We start from the raw sequence: 18,187 nt of genomic DNA on the forward strand, positions 1-18,187 counted from the left end.
ATTGTGTGTTCGACTTTTACTATCATCCTTGGTCGAGTGAATTTCCATACTCGTCGAGGAAAAAAAAAGCAGGCCCCTGACGGTGCCTGCTTTGTATCGACCGCTAGTGTCGGCTTAGTGATCCTGCGCCGCACTAACACCAACAGGAACGCGGATGTGCTCAACAAGTTCCTGCACTTCTGCTGGCGGTGCTTTGGTCACTGCAGACACCGCAAAGGCAACCGCAAAGTTCACCACGGCACCCACTGCACCAAACGCGTTGGGTTCAATGCCAAAGAACCAGTTCGCTGGCATATCGCCCAAGAAGGCGGTGCTGGCCACGAACATAATGCCTTTGTGCTGGAACACGTAGAACAGGGTGACACCGATACCTGCAACCATCCCGGCAATAGCGCCTTCTTTGTTGATGCGGCGATTAAAGATACCCATCATCAACACGGGGAAGATCGAGGAGGCCGCCAAACCAAAGGCCAGTGCTACCGTACCCGCCGCGAAATCAGGTGGGTTGAAACCGAGGTAGCCCGCAAAGCCAATCGCACCTGCCATGGCAATTCGGCTGGCTCTAAGCTCTGCTTTTTCGGAGATGTCAGGCATTAATACGCCCTTCAACAGGTCGTGGGAGATCGCCGATGCAATTGCCAGCAACAAGCCTGCCGCAGTAGACAATGCTGCTGCGAGACCACCCGCTGCCACGAGTGCAATAACCCAGTTGGGTAGCTTGGCTATCTCAGGGTTTGCCAACACCATGATGTCGCGATCGACTTTGACCATTTCATTGGTCTCCGCACTCGCGGTGTATTGAATGCGGCCATCACCGTTTTTATCTTCGAACTCAAGAAGACCGGTTTTTTCCCAGTTTTTAAACCACTGTGGGCGCTCTTCGTAGGCGAGGTTTTGTTCAGCACTTGGCGGCGCAATGGTGTTGTGCAGGTTCAAACGTGCCATGGCTGCCACTGCCGGCGCAGTTGTATAGAGAATGGCAATAAACACCAGTGCCCAACCCGCTGAGGTACGCGCGTCTTTTACTTTAGGTACCGTGAAGAAGCGGATAATGACGTGGGGCAAGCCCGCCGTACCGATCATCAGCGACAGGGTGTACACAAACATATTCAAGGTGCTGCCGCGAACATTGTTGGTGTAGTCGGCAAAGCCCAACTCGGTAATCACCTGGTCCAAGCGATCGAGCAAGTATACGTCGGTACCACTGATCGTGCTGCCCAAACCAAGCTGCGGGAAGGGGTTGCCGGTTAAGTTAAAGGAGATGAAAAAAGCGGGAATGGTGTAGGCCAGAATTAACACACAGTACTGCGCAATCTGCGTATAAGTAATGCCCTTCATGCCACCGACAACGGCGTAGACAAAGACGATAGCCATACCCACCAGCAGGCCGACTTCATAACTCACTTCCAGGAAGCGCGAGAAGGCAACCCCTACCCCTTTCATCTGGCCGATAACGTAAGTCACCGAACAGATAATCAAGCAGACAACGGCAACGATACGCGCAGTCCTTGAGTAGAAGCGGTCGCCAATGAACTCAGGTACCGTGAACTTGCCGTATTTACGCAAGTATGGCGCCAGGAACATGGCCAGCAGCACGAAGCCGCCCGTCCAACCCATTAGGAAAACTGAGCCGCCGTAGCCCATATAGGCGATCAGACCGGCCATTGAGATAAACGACGCCGCGCTCATCCAGTCAGCGGCAGTTGCCATGCCGTTAGCAACGGGGTGAACACCACCGCCGGCTACATAAAAGTCTTTCGTCGAACCGGCGCGCGCCCAGATGGCGATGCCGATATAAATGGCGAAGGTAAACCCCACCACAATATACGTTAATGTTTGAAGTTCCATGATGGCTGCCTCTTATTATGCGTCGTCATCTACGCCGTATTTACGGTCGAGATCGCCCATTTTTTTTGCGTAGATAAATGTCAGTGCCACAAAGGTGTAAATTGACCCCTGTTGCGCAAACCAAAAGCCCAATTTGAATCCACCCAAGCGGATGGCATTGAGCTGCTCTACAAACAGGATTCCGCATCCATAAGACACGATGAACCAGATCACTGACAGCCAGAGCATCAACGTGAGGTTTTCACGCCAGTATGCTTTCGCCATTTCTTTCGATTGAAACGCCATTGTTATTCTCCTTTATTCGTCTGAATCACGGCGACATACTCTTTATGCGCTTTGTTGTCGCCGCAAACCATTCGACTTTAGTCAAGAGCGGGACGCTCAGAACACGTACTTCACACTAAACTGCAAGCGATCCAGCTCACCGCTGTCGTCGCCGTTAATGCTGCCTTCAATGTGTTTTTCGCCGTGGATCAGCTCAGCGCCCAGGGTAAGTGCCTTAACCGGCGAATACAGCAAGTTGGCGTGAGCACTGCGGTAAGCGCTTGGCGTGCCAGCGGGCGCGTTGCTGGGCTGGTCGGCTTCGCTGGCTGACAACACAAAGCTGCTGCGCCACTTGGGTGCCCAGAAGTGGCGGTAGGCGATAAAGCCACCCACAGTGTCCAGCAGATCGATATCGCCATTGCTTTCAATGTAACCATCGCGGAAGCTCTGCAAACCCAGGTAGCGGCCGAGGTTACCGGCGTTCAGCTGGAACTTGAGGTCATCCTGACCCAGCTGCCATTTACCCGAAAAGCTCACCCCATAACCGATCTCGCTCTCGTCACCTTCAATGGGTTGCGCAAGGTTATTGGTAAAGTTTTCTTTGTAAGCAATCTCACGCAGCACTGTTGCCACGCTATAGCTCAGGTCGCCTGATTTACCGTTATAACGAACAACGACATCGGGCAGACTATTGTTGTCAAAATCACCGCCGCCCGCGGCGCCGCTAGTGCCGCCATAGAGCCCAGTGGACGGGTTTTCCACAGCAACCATCAACGAACTGCCGTTCCCCATACCGTGGGTCCAACGCAACTGCGCCTGGCGCTCAAATACTGTGGCCACCGGGCCAACAAAGTCGAGGGTCTCTGGCAGGCTCGCCACATTAAAGAAGGTGCCCCAGGTTTGACCGGCAAGGAAGGAGCTGTTTTTGTCGTACTGCCAGCTTACAAAGGCATGACGAATGCGCGATACCGCAGAATTACTGAGCCGCTCATCGCCGATTTGGTTAACACCGAAGTCCATCTCTACATGGGTGGAGATGGTACCGGCGTCGGTCTGCGTCGCCGTTTTAAACCAAATGCGCGAGTACGTGGCCTGCATATCGAAATTGGCGTCGCCTGATTCACCGCCGATGGGAATAACGGAAGGTACTAGGAAGTCATCGCCGACAGCCGCCAAGGCTCTTTCACCACCACTGTATTGGCTCGCCATAGCATCAAGTTTTATATAGCCGCCAAACTTGAAGCTGGTATTGCTCGACGCCTGCGCCGTGGATTCAGCCAGCGCCGCTTCTAAGCGCTGCACGCGCTGCTCCAGCGACTCAGCGGAAGCGGAACCCGCGGCAACGGCCAGTGGCAGTGCCGCAAGAGCAGGTAGATATCGAGATGCGAAAGTGCGCTTTTTATTGCTTTGCATAAGAGTGTCTCCCGGTTGTTTTTATGTGTCACTAGAGGTTATAGGCCGACTTTGCAAAGCTGCGTATTAGCCATTAGTCAAATATCGACGAAAGTCTAAGAAGGGAGGGATCAGCCGCTCGACCAAGGTCTAATAGCGAAAAAAGCGCTCGCGGAGAATACTGTGTGACATAACAAGAACGCACACCTTGAACCGAGGGCACAGCCATGACAGAGCAACGCTACCCCATCAAAGAGTCGATTCGCGAGAATGCTTATATCTCTGCAGACGATTACCAGGCCATGTATGAACAATCGGTCAATGACCCCGATGCGTTCTGGAAGCAGGTATCGGAGCGAATCAGCTGGCACCAGGCACCGAGTAAAATAAAGAACTGCAGTTTTGATAAAAACGATCTTTATATTAAGTGGTTTGAAGATGGCGTACTCAATGCCTCTGAAAACTGTTTAGACCGACACCTCAGTGAGCGCGGCGAAAAACTCGCGCTGCAATGGGAGCCGGATGAAGAGGGCCAAGCCTCACGACAATTCACCTATAACGAACTTCATCAAGAAGTCTGCAAACTCGCCAACGGCCTGAAGAGCCTGGGCGTTAAAAAAGGTGATGTGGTTACTCTTTATATGCCAATGGTTCCGGAAGCCGTTTTCGCGATGCTCGCCTGCGCACGCATTGGCGCCATGCACTCGGTGGTTTTTGCCGGCTTCTCGCCAGAAGCGCTGGCAGGACGCATTAGCGATGGTCAATCGGCATTGGTAATCACCGCCGATGAAGGTCGTCGCGGCGGCAAAACGGTTCCCCTGAAACAAAACGTCGACGAGGCCATAGAACTGTGCTCTCCGGCCTGCGTTGAAAAAGTTCTGGTGCTCAAGCACACCGGCGCCGATATTCACTGGCGCGCCAACCGCGACGTGGAATACCACAGCCTCGTTGAGCAGCAGTCAGCCGTTTGCCCTCCCGAGCCGATGAACGCCGAAGATCCGCTGTTCCTGTTGTATACCTCTGGCTCAACCGGGAAACCCAAAGGCGCGGTACACACCACCGGCGGCTATATGGTGTACACCTCTCTGAGCCACCATACGGTGTTCGACTACAAAGCGGATGAAGTCTACTGGTGTATGGCCGATATCGGCTGGATCACTGGGCACAGCTACGCGGTATATGGCCCGCTCAGCAACGGCGCCAGCTGCATCATGTATGAAGGTGTTCCCAACTACCCCGATTGCGGCCGACTGGGCCGGATTATCGATAAATATCAGGTGAACACCTTGTACACCGCACCTACCGTGATCCGCGCACTGATGGCCAAGAGTGAGGAAGCCACCGCTACCAACAGCCGTGCGTCACTGCGCCTGCTCGGTACCGCCGGAGAGCCAATCAACCCAGAGGCCTGGGGCTGGTTCCACGACGTCTTTGGCGAGGGCCGCTGCCCTATCCTGGACACATGGTGGCAGACCGAAACCGGCGGCATGATGATTGCCCCGATGCCCGGCGCCACAGAATTGAAGCCCGGCTCAGCCACTCAGCCGTTCTTCGGTGTACAACCAGCACTGCTGGACAACGACGGAAACGTATTGGACGGCGCCACCGATGGCAACCTGGTCATTTGCGACAGCTGGCCCGGGCAAATGCGCACCATCTTTGGCGACCACCAGCGCTTTATCGATACCTACTTCTCCACCTTCAACGGCTACTATTTCAGCAGCGACGGTGCCCGCCGCGACGCTGATGGCGACTACTGGATCACCGGCCGCGTGGACGATGTGCTCAATGTCTCTGGTCACCGCATGGGCACGGCCGAGCTGGAAAGCGCATTGGTTGCCCACCCGAAAGTGACCGAAGCCGCCGTGGTTGGCTTCCCCCATGAGATCAAAGGCGAAGGCATTTATATCTACGTTAGCCTGCAGCAGGGCGAGCAAGGCGACGACGCCCTGTTGCAAGAGTTGAAGCAGTGGCTGCGCCGCGAAATCGGCCCGATTGCCTCTCCCGATGTGATTCAATGGGCCGACGACCTGCCTAAAACGCGCAGCGGCAAGATCATGCGCCGAATTCTGCGCAAGATCGCGGCCAACGAGTACGACGCCCTGGGCGATATCTCCACGCTTGCCGATCCCTCAGTTGTTGCACGGCTTATTGAGGGACATCAACACATCAACGAAAACGCTGCGTAAACTGAATGTGCAGATGCGGGGTGGTGACTCTCTCCTCCACCCCTAGAAGCCGGGTCTTTACCACAGGCTTTTCCTAAGCGCTTGCCCCGCACTGCGGGGCTTTTTTATACTGGCCTAATCGAAAAACAATAACGGAACAATGAGGCCCCATGACCCAGCGATTTCTGATCGCCGACGATCACCCGCTTTTCCGCTCGGCCATGCGCGGTGCCCTGAGCGCGAGCTTTCCGACTGCACGCATTGACGAGGTCGGCGATATCGGCAGCCTTCAACAGGCCATCGACGAAGACAGCGACATCGATCTACTGCTGCTCGACTTGCATATGCCCGGCGCACAGGGCTTTAGTGCCTTAGTCCACCTGGAGGCCCAGCACCCGGAAATACCGATTATGGTGGTGTCTGCCTCTGAAACCGAGGAAGTGATGTGCCGCGCCATTGATTACGGCGCCAGCGGCTTTTTGCCCAAGAGCAGTTCGCCAGAACAGATCAGCACCGCCATTGCACAAGTGCTGCAAGGAGAGCGCTGGCTGCCGGAAAATGTGCGTTATCAGCAAGCCAGCAGCAGCGATGAGAAATCGATCGCCGAGGTCGTGGCAAGCTTGACGCCTCAGCAGTTTCGCGTTGCCAGTTATTTGGTGCAGGGACTGCTGAACAAGCAGATTGCCTGGGAGCTGAATGTCACCGAGGCCACGATCAAAGCCCATATCACTGAAATTTTTCGCAAACTCAGTGTGCATTCGCGAACACAGGCCGTACTGATGCTGAGCCAGTTAGACGTGAACACGCCCACTGTAGAGTAAACGGAGCCGCAAGGCGGCTCCGCACCGTCGACGGCCTAGCGGCGTATCACCGCGATCTCGGTATCGGCATCCAATACTGCCCACCACTGTCTGGCGTTGGTATCGTAACCCAGCAGGGGCTGACTCTCACAAGCCGCTGCGCGGTTTGGCATGGCGCCGATAAAGCCCTCCTGCCAGGCACTTTCAACAACACACTCCGGCGTGGCGATAGCCTGCCAACCTTGCGCCGTTTTCTGCGCCAGAATACTGCTGGCGAAGGGCACAGACTCATTCACTGTAAAAGCCACCGCATAGGGGTCGGCCTTGGCCGTGCTGATATCCCAGCTCTGTGTCGCGCTGCCAGGCAACACGGTGGGCGCCTTGGCCGTGCCATCTGGTTGCGACAGTGGCAGGCCGGTATCAGCGGCAATATCCCGCTCACCACCATAAGCCCCCTGGTAAACCCCGGTTTGGTTTTGCATGCCGCTGATAAGCAACCGATCCGTCAAGGTGTCTGCGGTCTTGCCTTGCCAGCTCAAGGTCACGTGCTCTTTCAGGTCGATCGTCGTTTCAGGAATCAGCAGCACGTTCTCGGCTTCATCGGGCACCGCGCGATAGCGGTTATTCAGGTTCGGCGTCCAACTCTCGTGGTATTGGTAAAGCCACTGATAAGCGAGCCGCGTTAAATCCATCAGGGATTCCGCGCGAGAGAAGCCGGGCACATATTCCATATCGCGGGTGCGTGTATCCGTGCGGTTAAAGGTGTCATTATCGCCACCCACCAAACGCGCAGACGAGCCGTCATCAGCAAGGCAGGTATCGGTAATATATTCGGTCTGGAACACCAGCACTGAGCGCGTGCCGTCGGGAATCGAGTTGGGATAGACCACGGTTTCACAGCGGTTCTTGGCCCGCGAGAACTGATCCATCAACACCCACTGCGCGTCAAAGTCCTGGCTTGAATCATTGCTGCGCGCCTGGTGCTCCGCGTAGTAGGACTGATAGTCAACGCGGTCGCCATCAAAGCGCAATATCGACGAGTTCACGTCAAAGTGATCCGAGCCTTTGCTTTCACTGTACGTGGCATTTTTCTGAGACACGATCGCTTGCACCAACTCGCGCTCGCCATAGCGAAATTCATAGCCCTTGTATGAGGCATTACCCGCCATGATCTGGGTATACACCCCCATTTGGTAGTTGCCTCCCGAAGGCGTGGAGCTTGCGGGAAAGGTTGTTTGCATGGTCGTGGCGGAGATCAACGAGCGCTGATACTGATGCTCATGGCCTTGCACATAAATAACATCGTGCTCAGCAAAGAACTCACGAATGTCTTTTTGAACACCGTATACCCAGTCATCGCCCTTGGTACCTTCTACAATTTGCTCGCGAGTCTGGCCGTATTTCGCACCGATCAAACCGTCGTGACTGGCAACAACAATGTGCTCGACATCGGCATTCTCAGCCACCACGTCTTTTATCCAGTCGATCGCCAAGGGCAGGTTGTAGTAAGCCAGACCAATAATGAGTACGTTGCTGCGCACAACGTAGTAGTTCACCCATTCGTAACCGGGCATGTGCACCGCGTCCTCGGGAATGTAATTGCGCATATTGGCAATCCACTCCGTCGTGTAGGCATAGTTCATTTCGTGATTGCCCATTACCGGCAAAAATTCAATGCCGCCGTCTCTGAAGTCTTCGGCAACCGATGTCCACTCGTCCCATTCAACCGTGCTGCCCTTGTCGGTGAGGTCACCGACAGCGATGACTAAATCCACGCCCTTGGCCGACTGATGTTTCAGCACCTCCCGCATCGGATACATCGCAACGTGCGCCTGGCCCTGTGCATCGGATCCGCCCTGGGTATCCGGAAGTAAACCAATGCTGAATGGCTCGGTACGCACCGGCGAGGAGTTTGCGCCACTGGAACTGTCGCTATCTGAGTTACAGGCCGTTAGCGCGCTGGCAAAAAGAAGACCGCCGAGTAAACGACGGAAAATTGAGAAAGTCATAGTAAGTCCGCTGTAGTGAGGTGTTTTTGGTGGATTGCCTAAAAAACAGCGGACATTAGACCGGCGAGAAGTGACAACCCCATTGCAGGGTTGTGAAACTCTGGCGACGTTTTTATGACACAGCAACTATGTCGCAAAATATCCTATATGCGCTAACTCAGCCCCCTCGCCATTTTACGCATTAAGCCACGCAGCGCCGCCGGCTTAACGGGCTTAGCAAGGAAGCGATAGCCCGCATCAATGACCGACCGGCGAACCCCATCACTGTTGTCGGCACTGATAACAATTGCCGGGAGCGACTTGCCCCAGTGATAGCTCAGGGTTTGCAATAACTCTAGCCCCGTCTCACCGCCGTCCAAGTGATAGTCTGCCAGCACAATATCGGGCGGCGTATCCAGCGGCCACTGACTCAATACATCGCTAAGCGATGCTCCGGCAAATACGCGGCACTGCCACTGCGCCAGCAGGCTCTGCATTCCCGCGCGAATCGCCGCTTCATTGTCCACACACAGCACCGTTAGCCCCGCGAGTTCTGACTGCAGGGCCTCTTCGGCGACCGTAGCAGCTTCGCTCGCGGCAACCGCATTGACGATAGGCACCGTGATAGAGAACACCGTGCCGCGCCCCGGAACAGAAACCATGCGCAAGTCATGCCCTAGCAGGCTACTAATACGGCGAACAATCGATAAACCCAGTCCCAGGCCAGCTTCAGTTTCACGGTGAGCGGCGTCGTTTGCGCGCTCAAACTCGTCAAAAATACGTTGCTGATCCTGCTCGGCAATACCCGGTCCGGTATCGAGCACCTGAATACTCAGTTGCTCTCCCTGTCGCCGACAACCCAATAACACCGTGCCCTGCGGGGTGTATCGCAGGGCATTACTAAGTAGATTTTGCACTACCCGGCGCAGTAAGTGGCGGTCACTGCGAACCCAAAGCGAACAGGGTGCAACGCGCAACGTCAGGCCGCTGCGCTGAGCAATCACCGAAAACTCACGGCCCATGGTGTCGAGCAATGACTGTATGGCAAAGCTTTCAAGCTGGGGCTGCATTCTCCCGGAGTCCAGGCGCGCAATTTCGCGCAGGGAGGTGATCAGGGTTTCCGCGCCAGCCAGTGCTTCGTCAATGTGTTTCACATCGCTGCTTAGCGAACTGGCGCCAGCCGCCTGCTCTTCCACTTTGCCCGACAGCGCGGCGGTGAAAAGCCTGGCAGCATTGATGGGTTGCAATAGGTCGTGACTGGCCGATGCCAAAAAGCGATTTTTACTGGCGTAAACGGTATTCAATTCCCGCTCAATGCGCGCTCGCGTGGCGTTTTCCTCTTCCAGGGACTGATTCACGGTCTCTAGCTCGGAGGTTCGAGCTGCCACCCTTTCCTCCAATTGTGACTTGGCGGCTTCCAGCTCGTTAAAGATTCGCCGGTACTCGCTGATATCGGTATAGGTGGTTACATAGCCACCATTCGCCATCGGAGTCCCGCAAATTTCAATGACCAGACCATTGGGTAGCAGGCGCTCCAGGCGATAGGGTTTTGCCCCCTGCAGCAGCCCCAGGCGCCGCCGAATCGCCGCATCAACATCGCTATCGGCATCGTGCAAATAACCGCGCTCGGCATTGTATTGGTAGATCTTGGCAATTGGGCAACCGACATAAAGCAGGCGCTCAGGAAAATTAAACAGATCGACATAGCGCTGGTTCCAGGCGACCAGGTTGAGGTTACCGTCAACCACGCTAACCCCTTGTGGGATAGTCTCTAGCGTGATTTGCAGCAGATCCTGACCAAACTGAATTTGCCGCGAGGTCGTCCCGATCAGCGACACAAATTCATCGATATCCAGCGGCTTGCGCTTGGCCAGCAGCTCCAGTGTTCGGTGCGCCGACACCGCGCCGACAATCGAAGCCAGCGACTCTTCGACATCTTTAATAACAAAGCGCGGAACGCGGTCACTCGGCAATAGGCGATGGCCCAGTCGCTGCTCAAAGCGCTGCCACATTCGCTCGCTGCGCCCGTCTCCGAGTAGCGGCACTAACAGGCGGTGAAGCTGCCAGGCATCGATATCAGTGAGTTCCAACTCCGCTTGTAATTGGCGGCGCTCGACCCGCACCTCGGTAAAACTGCGTGCCTGACGCATATCGATGCTGCTAAAACGACAGCGCCGGGAGATCAGCACCATTAGCAAACTGTTGACGGCCAGACTCCAAAACACGCCGTGACTCAGCGCGTCACCAAAATCAAAGCCCATCAGCGCTTCCGGACGCAGCCATTGCCAGCCCATCGGGCCGCTGCTCACCAAACTGTGGTCCTGCCCCAGCACCGCCGGCAGTAGTAGCGTGTAGGCCCATAAAAAGCCACCGGCTAGCAGGCCAACCACTACCCCCTTGGCATGCCCCCGATTCCAGTACAGGGCACCGATAATACCGGGCAACAGCTGCGCTGCGGCGGCGAACGACAACAAACCAAGTGAAGCGAGGCCGCCGTGAGCACTGAGCTGCTGCTCCAGCAGCCAGGCAGCAAACAGTACCGCCGCAATGGCAATGCGCCGCACTTGCTGCAACCACCGAGCGTTGATCTCGTGCCCCTGACGAAAGCGCTGCCAGAGTGGCACCAGCCATTCATTACAGACCATTACCGACAAAGTCACACAGGCGACAATCACCATGCCGGTAGCGGCTGACATCCCGCCTAGCAGCGCGATAACCGCCAGCTGGTTGTTCCCCATATGCAATGGCAGCGAAACCACCAACATGTCGGCGGTGCCCACACTGGGCAGCAAGCTCATTCCCGCGATCGCAATGGGTGCGATCATTGCGCAAAAGGCGAGCAAATACAGAGGAAAAATCCACCGAGCCAGGCGCATATCACGGCGGCTGTGGTGCTCGACAACCATCACGTGAAACTGGCGGGGCAGGCAAACAATTGCCGCCACAGCCAACAGCATCTGCGTAAAAAAGTTGGTCAGATCCGGTAATTGCGAAAAATGCCCCCAGTGTAATGGGGCCGAGTCACTGCTCCACAGCAAGCCCAGCGCAAATACCCCTACCATGACAAATGCCGCCAGCTTAACGATGGACTCAATCGCTACCGCCGCCATTAAGCCGCGATGTCGCTGCCGCTTCTCGACAACGCGCGTACCAAATGCAACGGTAAACAGCACAAGTATTAACGCCGCGATAAAGCTGGTGCTCCCGGGGTCGACAAATGACACCGTGCCAAACATCTCGCCGGTAAAGCTCTGCGAGCCCACATCTTCGGCGCGCTGGTCCCACAAGTGCTTTACACTGGTCCACGCCTGAGTAATCGCCTTCAATTGCAGGGCGATATACGGCAGGCTCCCCAATACCGCCAGAAAGGTCACCAGCGCGGCCAACAGTTGGTTCTTGCCGTAGCGCGAGCCCATGAAGTCGGCAATCGACGTTACCCGATTGCGGGTACTCATCACCGACAGGCGACGCAAAAACGGCCAGCCAACCACAAACAACAAAATTGGCCCGAGGTAAATTGGCAAAAAGCCCCAGCCACTCTCCACGGCCTCGCCCACGGCACCGAAAAAGGTCCAGGAGCTGCAATATACCGCGAGAGACAAGCTGTAAATTAACGGTCGAAAACGACGCGGCCATTCGGCGCGGCGGTCAGCCCACCAAGCGATGAAAAACAACACCCCAAAATAGAGAAAGGCCAGTAGCATGACCCACTGATTTGCTGGCACTGTATGCCTCTTATTCGTTATTGCTGTCGACGGCCCAGTCTACCCCAGCGTTTACAGCTGTGCATGCGACTAAAGTCTATGGCCGAAAAGTGGCCCTATTCCCGACTTCCCCGGGACGCCAAGCCTTCCCCTCAGCGGCTGCGACGCGTAAGATGCCTGCCCGAAAATCGCCCGACGAGACTAGACCAAAGCCCGTTATGCCAGAGACTTTTTATCCCGGCCAACGCTGGATTAGTACCCCCGAGCCAGACCTTGGCCTCGGCATCATTCTTGAAGCAGCTAACCGCCGGGTGGTGATCGCCTTCCCCGCCGCCGAGGAAGAGCGTACCTACGCTGCGGATCGCGCGCCGCTGTCGCGCGTGCAGTTTCAGCCTGGCGATGAAATCAATGTGCCCGAACTGCCGCCAATGACGGTTGAAGACGTTCAGGAACACAATGGCTGCCTGGTATATTTTGCCGCCGACAGCAACGGCGAACTGCAGCCCATTCCGGAGCAAATCCTCAGCGCGCAAATTCAACTTCACAGCGCGCGTGACCGCCTACTGGCCGGACAGCTCGACCACACCAAACGCTACGAGTTGCGCGTAAGCACGCTTGAACAACGCAATCGCGCCCGCGCCAATCACAGCCGAGGGTTGCTCGGCCCGCGCGTCGAGTTACTTCCCCATCAGTTCTATATTGCCCGCAACGTCGCCCAGCGACACCAGCCACGCGTGCTGCTGGCAGACGAAGTCGGCCTGGGCAAAACCATCGAAGCTGGCCTTATTCTTCACCAACAGCTGCTGGAAGAGCGCATTCAGCGGGTATTGATTTTGGTGCCCGACAGCCTGGTTCACCAGTGGCTGGTGGAAATGCGCCGCCGTTTTAATCTGAACTTCAGTATTTTTGACGAGGCCCGATGCCGGGAAATCGACCCGTATCGCGACGACGCCGACAGCGTGTTTTTTGACGAGGAAGAAGAAAAAGCCCGCGAGCAAAACCCCTTTGAAAGCGAGCAGCTGCTGATCGCATCAATCGACTGGCTGGCCAGCCACCCTCGTCGGGTGAGCCAACTTGAAGCCGCGGGTTGGGATACGCTGATAGTTGACGAGGCCCACCACCTGCAATGGCAGGAGACCGGCGAGCAAACACCGGGCTACGCCATGCTGGAAACCCTCTGCAGCGCCACCCCCTCTGTGCTGCTACTGACGGCAACCCCAGAGAACGCTGGTATCGACGGCCACTTCGCGCGCCTGCGCCTGCTTGACCCAGAGCGCTACAACGACCTGCAGGCCTTTCGCGACGAGCAGCGCGACTACACAGACATTAGCGAGCTGATTAATCGGGTGCGCGACAAGGATGCCGACAGCGGCTTACAAGACGCGTTGCGCTCCTACCTGGATAGCGACTTACTCACCGCTTTCGCCAATGACCCGCAGAGCCATCGCCAGGCGGTCGTCGATGCACTGCTTGATCGATTCGGCACCGGCCGCAGTTTGTTTCGCAACAGCCGCGCCTCAGTGGGTGGTTTCCCCGCCCGGGCCCTGCACGAGCACCCGTTGTCGGCCCCTGCACTCTATACCGCAGCGGCCGATGAGCTGCCGCTGCACGACCGCCTGCACCCTGAACCGCTGCTCGGAGATGACTGGCCGGACATCGACCCTCGCGTGCAGTGGCTGGAGAAATTCCTCCTCGCCCAGCCCGACGCTCGCTGCTTGCTGATTTGCGCCGATACCAATACTGCCCGCGAGCTCGAGCTCTACATGCGGTTGCGCCGCGGTATTGCCAGTGCGGTATTCCACGAAGAAATGAGCCTGATGGAGCGCGACCGCGCGGCGGCCTACTTTGCCGATCCCGACGACGGCGCTCAGCTTTTGGTATGCAGCGAAATCGGCAGCGAGGGCCGCAACTTTCAGTTTGCCGAACACCTCGTTCTATTCGATCTCCCGCTGAACCCGGACCTGCTGGAGCAGCGTATTGGTCGTCTGGACCGCATTGGCCGCCAAGGGGATGTCAATATTCATGTGCCCTACTACAGCGGCAGTGCACAGCAAGCGCTGCTGAACTGGTATCGCGACGCCATGGCCATATTTACCGAACCATGCACCATCGGTAGCGCCATGATGCAGCGCTATGAAAGCCAGCTGGTCGCGGCGCTGGAAGATTCCACCGAAGCCGTCGATGCCCTGCTGTCAGAAGCGGCAAACACCGCAGCAAGCCTGCGCGCTGAGCTGCACTCTGGTCGCAATCAACTGCTGGAATTAAATTCCTGCCGCCGCGACCAGGCTGACGCGCTGGTAGCCCAAGTGGCTGAAGAGCAACGCAGCGAGGAGCTGGCCACCTACCTGGAACAACTGGCTGACCAGTTTGGCCTTGAGCACGAAGACCACAGTGACCAGGCTATTATCCTTCGGCCCGGCGATCATATGCTCAGCGATGCTTTCCCACAGTTACCCGAGGAAGGCCTGACCGGCACTTTCGACCGACGTCGCGCGTTGAGCCGCGAGGACATGGCGTTTCTCACCTGGGAGCACCCGCTACTGCGCGATGCCATGGAGCTGATCGCCAACGGCGATTTCGGCAGTGCCACAATGTGCACTCTCGCGGTGAAGGGCTTACCCGCCGGCAGTATGCTGCTGGAAACCTTCTTTAACCCTTCGCTGCAAGCCCCTGCGGCATTGGCACTCGATCGCTTCCTGCCCGCCCAGAGTGAGCGGATATTGCTGGATACTCAGGGTCGGCAACTCAGTGACAAGGTCAGCCACGCCCAACTCAACAGCCTCTGCCAACACGTTAAGAAAGGCCTGGTGCCGGCGTTAATGCGGCAAATCCGCGAGCCCTTAACCGCGTTGCTAAACAACGTGGAGGGCATTGCCAAACAGCTGGAAAGTCAGTGGCGTGAGCAGGCTCTAACCGCCTACGAGCAGGCGCGCAGCAGTGAGCGCGCGAGACTACTGGCACTTGCCGAGCGCAATCCAGACATTGACGAGCAGGCCGTGCAGCGCTTCGATAGTGAAACCGAACAGGGCCGTACTCATCTCGGGGCCTTACGGCTAAATACCCACGCGCTGCGACTGGCCATTATCAGCTAAGTTGCCACCGACAGGAGAGCGCCGATGTTTCTTTTTTCCATGAACGCCAGCTCACGCAAGGACCAAGGTGAGTTTAAAAAAGACGAGGAAGTGCCCTTTATTGTCTACATCGACTTTAAAGACCTGTTTGGCGCAGAGCAGCTCGCAACCCTATTTGTGATGCGCGAGGGCTTTCGCGACGTAAAGGTGCTTAAACGCAGGCAGATTAAGGTCGACGCCGCCTTGGAGAAGGACCCGCAAGTTCAAGAGGCCATTAACAAGGGCTACTGCGTGCAGGCCTTCAGCGCCCACTGATTTACCGCGAAAAAGTCGTCGCCCACGCTACGCCGCGGGCACATGCTGGCGCAGCCACTGCTGAAATTGGGCCTTCGGCAAAGCGCCTGACAGGCGAGCGATTTCTCGCCCCTGGTGAAACACGACCAACGTGGGAATGGAGCGAATTTGATAGGCTGCCGCTGCCTGCGGCTGGGCCTGTGTATCCACCTTCAGAAAGCGCGCACGCGTCGCTTCTTCTGCAGCAACGCTGCTATACACCGGCGCGAAACTTTTGCAGGGGCCGCACCACGGCGCCCAAAAATCCACAACTACCGGCTGGCTACTGTGCTGTCCAAAGCGCTGCAGGGTTGCGCTGTCCGCCGTGACGACCTGTCCATCTAATAATGGCGCACGGCATTTTCCGCATACCGGACCGTCATCTAAACGACTGTCGGGTATACGATTGATCGCCCCGCACGCAGGGCATGGCAGTTGTTGGCTCGCCGTCACGACAATTCCTCTTACATCCACAACAGTAGTTATCGGGACGAAAAACCGGATTTCAAGTGGCTCACGCCCCTGCCGCGAGCAAGGTTAAAAACGCGCTAATGGCGCTGTTTACTGGCTCTGGCTTTTCCAATTGGACGAAGTGACCGGCATCCGGCACCAGAACAAGTGGCTGCAAATCGGGAATACGCTGACGCATTCTCGCGACCATCTCATCATCTAACGAGGCCACCACGGGGTCGGATTCACCGGCAATAAAAAGTGCAGGTACGGTAATATTCTGCGCAGCGTAGGCCGCGCCGATGTGCCAATTTTCGTCGGCCACCCGGTAGCTTGCCAAGGCACCACTGAAGGCGTTATCGGCACCGGCGCGCAAATAATCGTCGACGATGACCGCCATATCGTCCTCACTCATCCACGGCCACGGCAAGCTCGGTGCCGGTGGCAGCACATCCAGATATGCAGTGTCCTGGGAGGGGAAGCTCGCCCAATCGCCGAGGCTGCCCTCAGCGCTTAACGCCCAGTATATGCGGCGTAAAAATTCGCTGGCATTATGGCCGAGCTCGCGATCGGCCACACCGGGGCGCTGAAAATACTGCGCGTGTAAAAATTGCTGCTCTGCAATTGCAGCAAAACCCACACTGGGCGGATGTAGTGGCGATGCCACCAGCAGGGAGTCGGCATTGAGCGCCTGCAGTTGCGCGTCAGGCAAATGCCCCATACAGCTGCGGCCGTAGTAATCGTGATCAAAGGGCACGCTAATACCGACCACAGCCCGAACGCGCTCGGGCTGCCGGAGGGCGAGATTCCACACCAGTGATGCACCAAAATCCTGCCCGACAAACACCGCTTGTTGAATACCAAACGCATCCAGCAAGCCGCACATATCGCCAATCTGCTGGTTCATGTTATAGGCCGAGACGTCATCTGGGCGGCTGCTCTGACCGTAGCCGCGCATATCGGGCACCACAGCGGTATAACCAGCATCGGCCAGAACCTGCATTTGGCTGCGCCAGTTTGACCAATGACCGGGATACCCATGGCAAAGCACAACCCAGGGGCCTTCTCCCTGACACCGAATGTGTAAGTGAATCCCGTTAACCTCGACCCGTTGCTGGCGCATGCCGGCCATAACATTATCCTCTGGTTGCAGCGTTTACCATCCGCCCCAACCTCAAGGAGTCAACAGCCAGACTTTCTCCTGTGCGGGGCACTGCCCCTTGAGTCCTCCAGGCACCGACTCGCAGTACAATGGCTCAAGGGTATAGCGCTGCGCGTAGTGCCTATTTAGCTCGTCGTCACTAATGGCGAATGGCGGCCCCGGCATCGCGCTTTGCTGGTAGTCATAATTCACCAATAACTGCGGGGCCGCATCGGTCATTTGAATGAGGTGTTGTGTATAGTTCTCGCGCATTTCTGCTGGCAGAGCGACCAGTGCGGCTCGATCATAAATGGCATCAACTGCTCCTAGTAAAGGCGCTGTTAACGCAAAGATGTCGCCCAAGTAGATGTCCAACCCGTCGGCCGCATAGACGCTGAGCTCACCGAGCTCGGAGATCACCGGGGTTTCACCTAGCTCACTGAATAATTCTTCGACGGCAATGCGACTTAATTCAGCACCAGCGACGTGCATCCCCTGCTGTCGAAGCCACGCAATATCACGTGTTTTCCCGCACAGGGGCAGAAAAATACGCGCTCCTCTGCTCAGGGCCAAGGCAGAGAAATAACGCTCCAGCATCGGGTTCGCCCCCGACGTATGAAAAGCGATATCTTTATCCGCCCATTTTTTGTGCCAAAACTCCGCGTCCATTTCCCTACCTCTTCCACGCGCGCGGCGACTACCGCGCTATCAATTTGACCCCGGCACACCACCGGGATTCGCCTCAGATTTTGGTGCTTCAACACAGATTACCACCAGGCGGCGAACCAACGGTGACACCGCCGTTACCGTGGGAAAAGCCACCGTAAATGCCAACGCCCAGGCGCGCAGCCAAATACCGACAATACCGTCGACCGCGCCAATATTGATCAGGGAAATAAACAGCGACATCACCCCTGACATGATAAAAGACATAAAAAAAGCAAATACATAGCCAGCGTATTGTTGCGGTATCACGGCGTCCTCCTTTGCGAGCAGGTTGCTCAGCGTAGATTTTTTTGCCCAACAAG

Annotated in this window: 13 protein-coding genes; 4 read left to right on the forward strand and 9 right to left on the reverse strand. The window is 56.5% G+C overall.

Features of this window, described 5'->3' with window-relative positions:
* Window positions 1-114 precede the first annotated feature (114 nt).
* The 3 genes from B3K78_RS15545 to B3K78_RS15555 form a co-directional block, all read right to left on the reverse strand.
* The gene (locus tag B3K78_RS15545; protein ID WP_286696155.1) at window positions 115-1,848 is read right to left on the reverse strand and encodes a sodium:solute symporter family protein; all 1,734 of its coding nucleotides are present in this window, start codon (window positions 1,846-1,848) and stop codon (window positions 115-117) included.
* Window positions 1,849-1,863: 15 nt separating this feature from the next.
* A complete protein-coding gene (locus B3K78_RS15550) occupies window positions 1,864-2,133 on the reverse strand; it encodes a DUF4212 domain-containing protein (protein ID WP_204996638.1) in 270 nt (89 codons plus the stop codon).
* A gap of 96 nt (window positions 2,134-2,229) precedes the next feature.
* Window positions 2,230-3,525 carry a DcaP family trimeric outer membrane transporter gene (locus tag B3K78_RS15555; protein WP_286696156.1) on the reverse strand — a complete coding sequence of 432 codons (1,296 nt, stop codon included), beginning with the start codon at window positions 3,523-3,525 and terminating at the stop codon, window positions 2,230-2,232.
* A gap of 206 nt (window positions 3,526-3,731) precedes the next feature.
* On the opposite strand from B3K78_RS15555, the gene acs reads away from it, so the two are divergent.
* Window positions 3,732-5,693, forward strand: a complete 1,962-nt coding sequence (gene acs, locus B3K78_RS15560; protein ID WP_286696157.1) for an acetate--CoA ligase — start codon at window positions 3,732-3,734, stop codon at window positions 5,691-5,693.
* A gap of 149 nt (window positions 5,694-5,842) precedes the next feature.
* Window positions 5,843-6,493 (forward strand): response regulator, encoded by a 651-nt coding sequence (locus tag B3K78_RS15565; RefSeq protein WP_286696158.1) that lies wholly within the window; start codon window positions 5,843-5,845, stop codon window positions 6,491-6,493.
* 35 nt (window positions 6,494-6,528) lie between these two features.
* Here B3K78_RS15565 and B3K78_RS15570 read toward each other — a convergent pair whose 3' ends face one another.
* A complete protein-coding gene (locus B3K78_RS15570) occupies window positions 6,529-8,481 on the reverse strand; it encodes a metallophosphoesterase family protein (protein WP_286696159.1) in 1,953 nt (650 codons plus the stop codon).
* Window positions 8,482-8,633: 152 nt separating this feature from the next.
* Window positions 8,634-12,185, reverse strand: a complete 3,552-nt coding sequence (locus B3K78_RS15575; RefSeq protein ID WP_286696160.1) for a PAS domain-containing hybrid sensor histidine kinase/response regulator — start codon at window positions 12,183-12,185, stop codon at window positions 8,634-8,636.
* A gap of 197 nt (window positions 12,186-12,382) precedes the next feature.
* On the opposite strand from B3K78_RS15575, the gene rapA reads away from it, so the two are divergent.
* Together rapA and B3K78_RS15585 are read left to right on the forward strand one after the other, a co-directional pair.
* Window positions 12,383-15,256 carry an RNA polymerase-associated protein RapA gene (gene rapA / locus B3K78_RS15580; protein WP_286696161.1) on the forward strand — a complete coding sequence of 958 codons (2,874 nt, stop codon included), beginning with the start codon at window positions 12,383-12,385 and terminating at the stop codon, window positions 15,254-15,256.
* 24 nt (window positions 15,257-15,280) lie between these two features.
* Entirely contained in the window at window positions 15,281-15,550 is a 270-nt protein-coding gene (locus tag B3K78_RS15585) for a hypothetical protein (RefSeq protein WP_027874226.1), read from the forward strand.
* A 27-nt stretch (window positions 15,551-15,577) separates the two neighbouring features.
* Here B3K78_RS15585 and trxC read toward each other — a convergent pair whose 3' ends face one another.
* From trxC to B3K78_RS15605, 4 genes are all read right to left on the reverse strand, one after another.
* A complete protein-coding gene (trxC, locus tag B3K78_RS15590) occupies window positions 15,578-16,021 on the reverse strand; it encodes a thioredoxin TrxC (protein WP_286696162.1) in 444 nt (147 codons plus the stop codon).
* A 61-nt stretch (window positions 16,022-16,082) separates the two neighbouring features.
* Window positions 16,083-17,150 carry an alpha/beta fold hydrolase gene (locus B3K78_RS15595; RefSeq protein ID WP_286696163.1) on the reverse strand — a complete coding sequence of 356 codons (1,068 nt, stop codon included), beginning with the start codon at window positions 17,148-17,150 and terminating at the stop codon, window positions 16,083-16,085.
* 42 nt (window positions 17,151-17,192) lie between these two features.
* Entirely contained in the window at window positions 17,193-17,828 is a 636-nt protein-coding gene (gene tmpT / locus B3K78_RS15600; protein WP_286696164.1) for a thiopurine S-methyltransferase, read from the reverse strand.
* Between the two features lie 39 nt (window positions 17,829-17,867).
* Window positions 17,868-18,134 carry a DUF2798 domain-containing protein gene (locus B3K78_RS15605; protein WP_286696165.1) on the reverse strand — a complete coding sequence of 89 codons (267 nt, stop codon included), beginning with the start codon at window positions 18,132-18,134 and terminating at the stop codon, window positions 17,868-17,870.
* Window positions 18,135-18,187: the final 53 nt, after the last annotated feature.

The organism is Spongiibacter sp. UBA1325, from assembly GCF_002306875.1.
GTDB classification, from domain to species: Bacteria; Pseudomonadota; Gammaproteobacteria; order Pseudomonadales; family Spongiibacteraceae; genus Spongiibacter; species Spongiibacter marinus.

Coding starts and splice junctions, on each gene's coding strand:
- B3K78_RS15545 (WP_286696155.1), bottom strand. CDS start 1,848: ATGGAACTTCAAACATTAACGTATATTGTGGTGGGGTTTACCTTCGCC.
- B3K78_RS15550 (WP_204996638.1), bottom strand. CDS start 2,133: ATGGCGTTTCAATCGAAAGAAATGGCGAAAGCATACTGGCGTGAAAAC.
- B3K78_RS15555 (WP_286696156.1), bottom strand. CDS start 3,525: ATGCAAAGCAATAAAAAGCGCACTTTCGCATCTCGATATCTACCTGCT.
- acs (WP_286696157.1), top strand. CDS start 3,732: ATGACAGAGCAACGCTACCCCATCAAAGAGTCGATTCGCGAGAATGCT.
- B3K78_RS15565 (WP_286696158.1), top strand. CDS start 5,843: ATGACCCAGCGATTTCTGATCGCCGACGATCACCCGCTTTTCCGCTCG.
- B3K78_RS15570 (WP_286696159.1), bottom strand. CDS start 8,481: ATGACTTTCTCAATTTTCCGTCGTTTACTCGGCGGTCTTCTTTTTGCC.
- rapA (WP_286696161.1), top strand. CDS start 12,383: ATGCCAGAGACTTTTTATCCCGGCCAACGCTGGATTAGTACCCCCGAG.
- B3K78_RS15585 (WP_027874226.1), top strand. CDS start 15,281: ATGTTTCTTTTTTCCATGAACGCCAGCTCACGCAAGGACCAAGGTGAG.
- B3K78_RS15595 (WP_286696163.1), bottom strand. CDS start 17,150: ATGGCCGGCATGCGCCAGCAACGGGTCGAGGTTAACGGGATTCACTTA.
- tmpT (WP_286696164.1), bottom strand. CDS start 17,828: ATGGACGCGGAGTTTTGGCACAAAAAATGGGCGGATAAAGATATCGCT.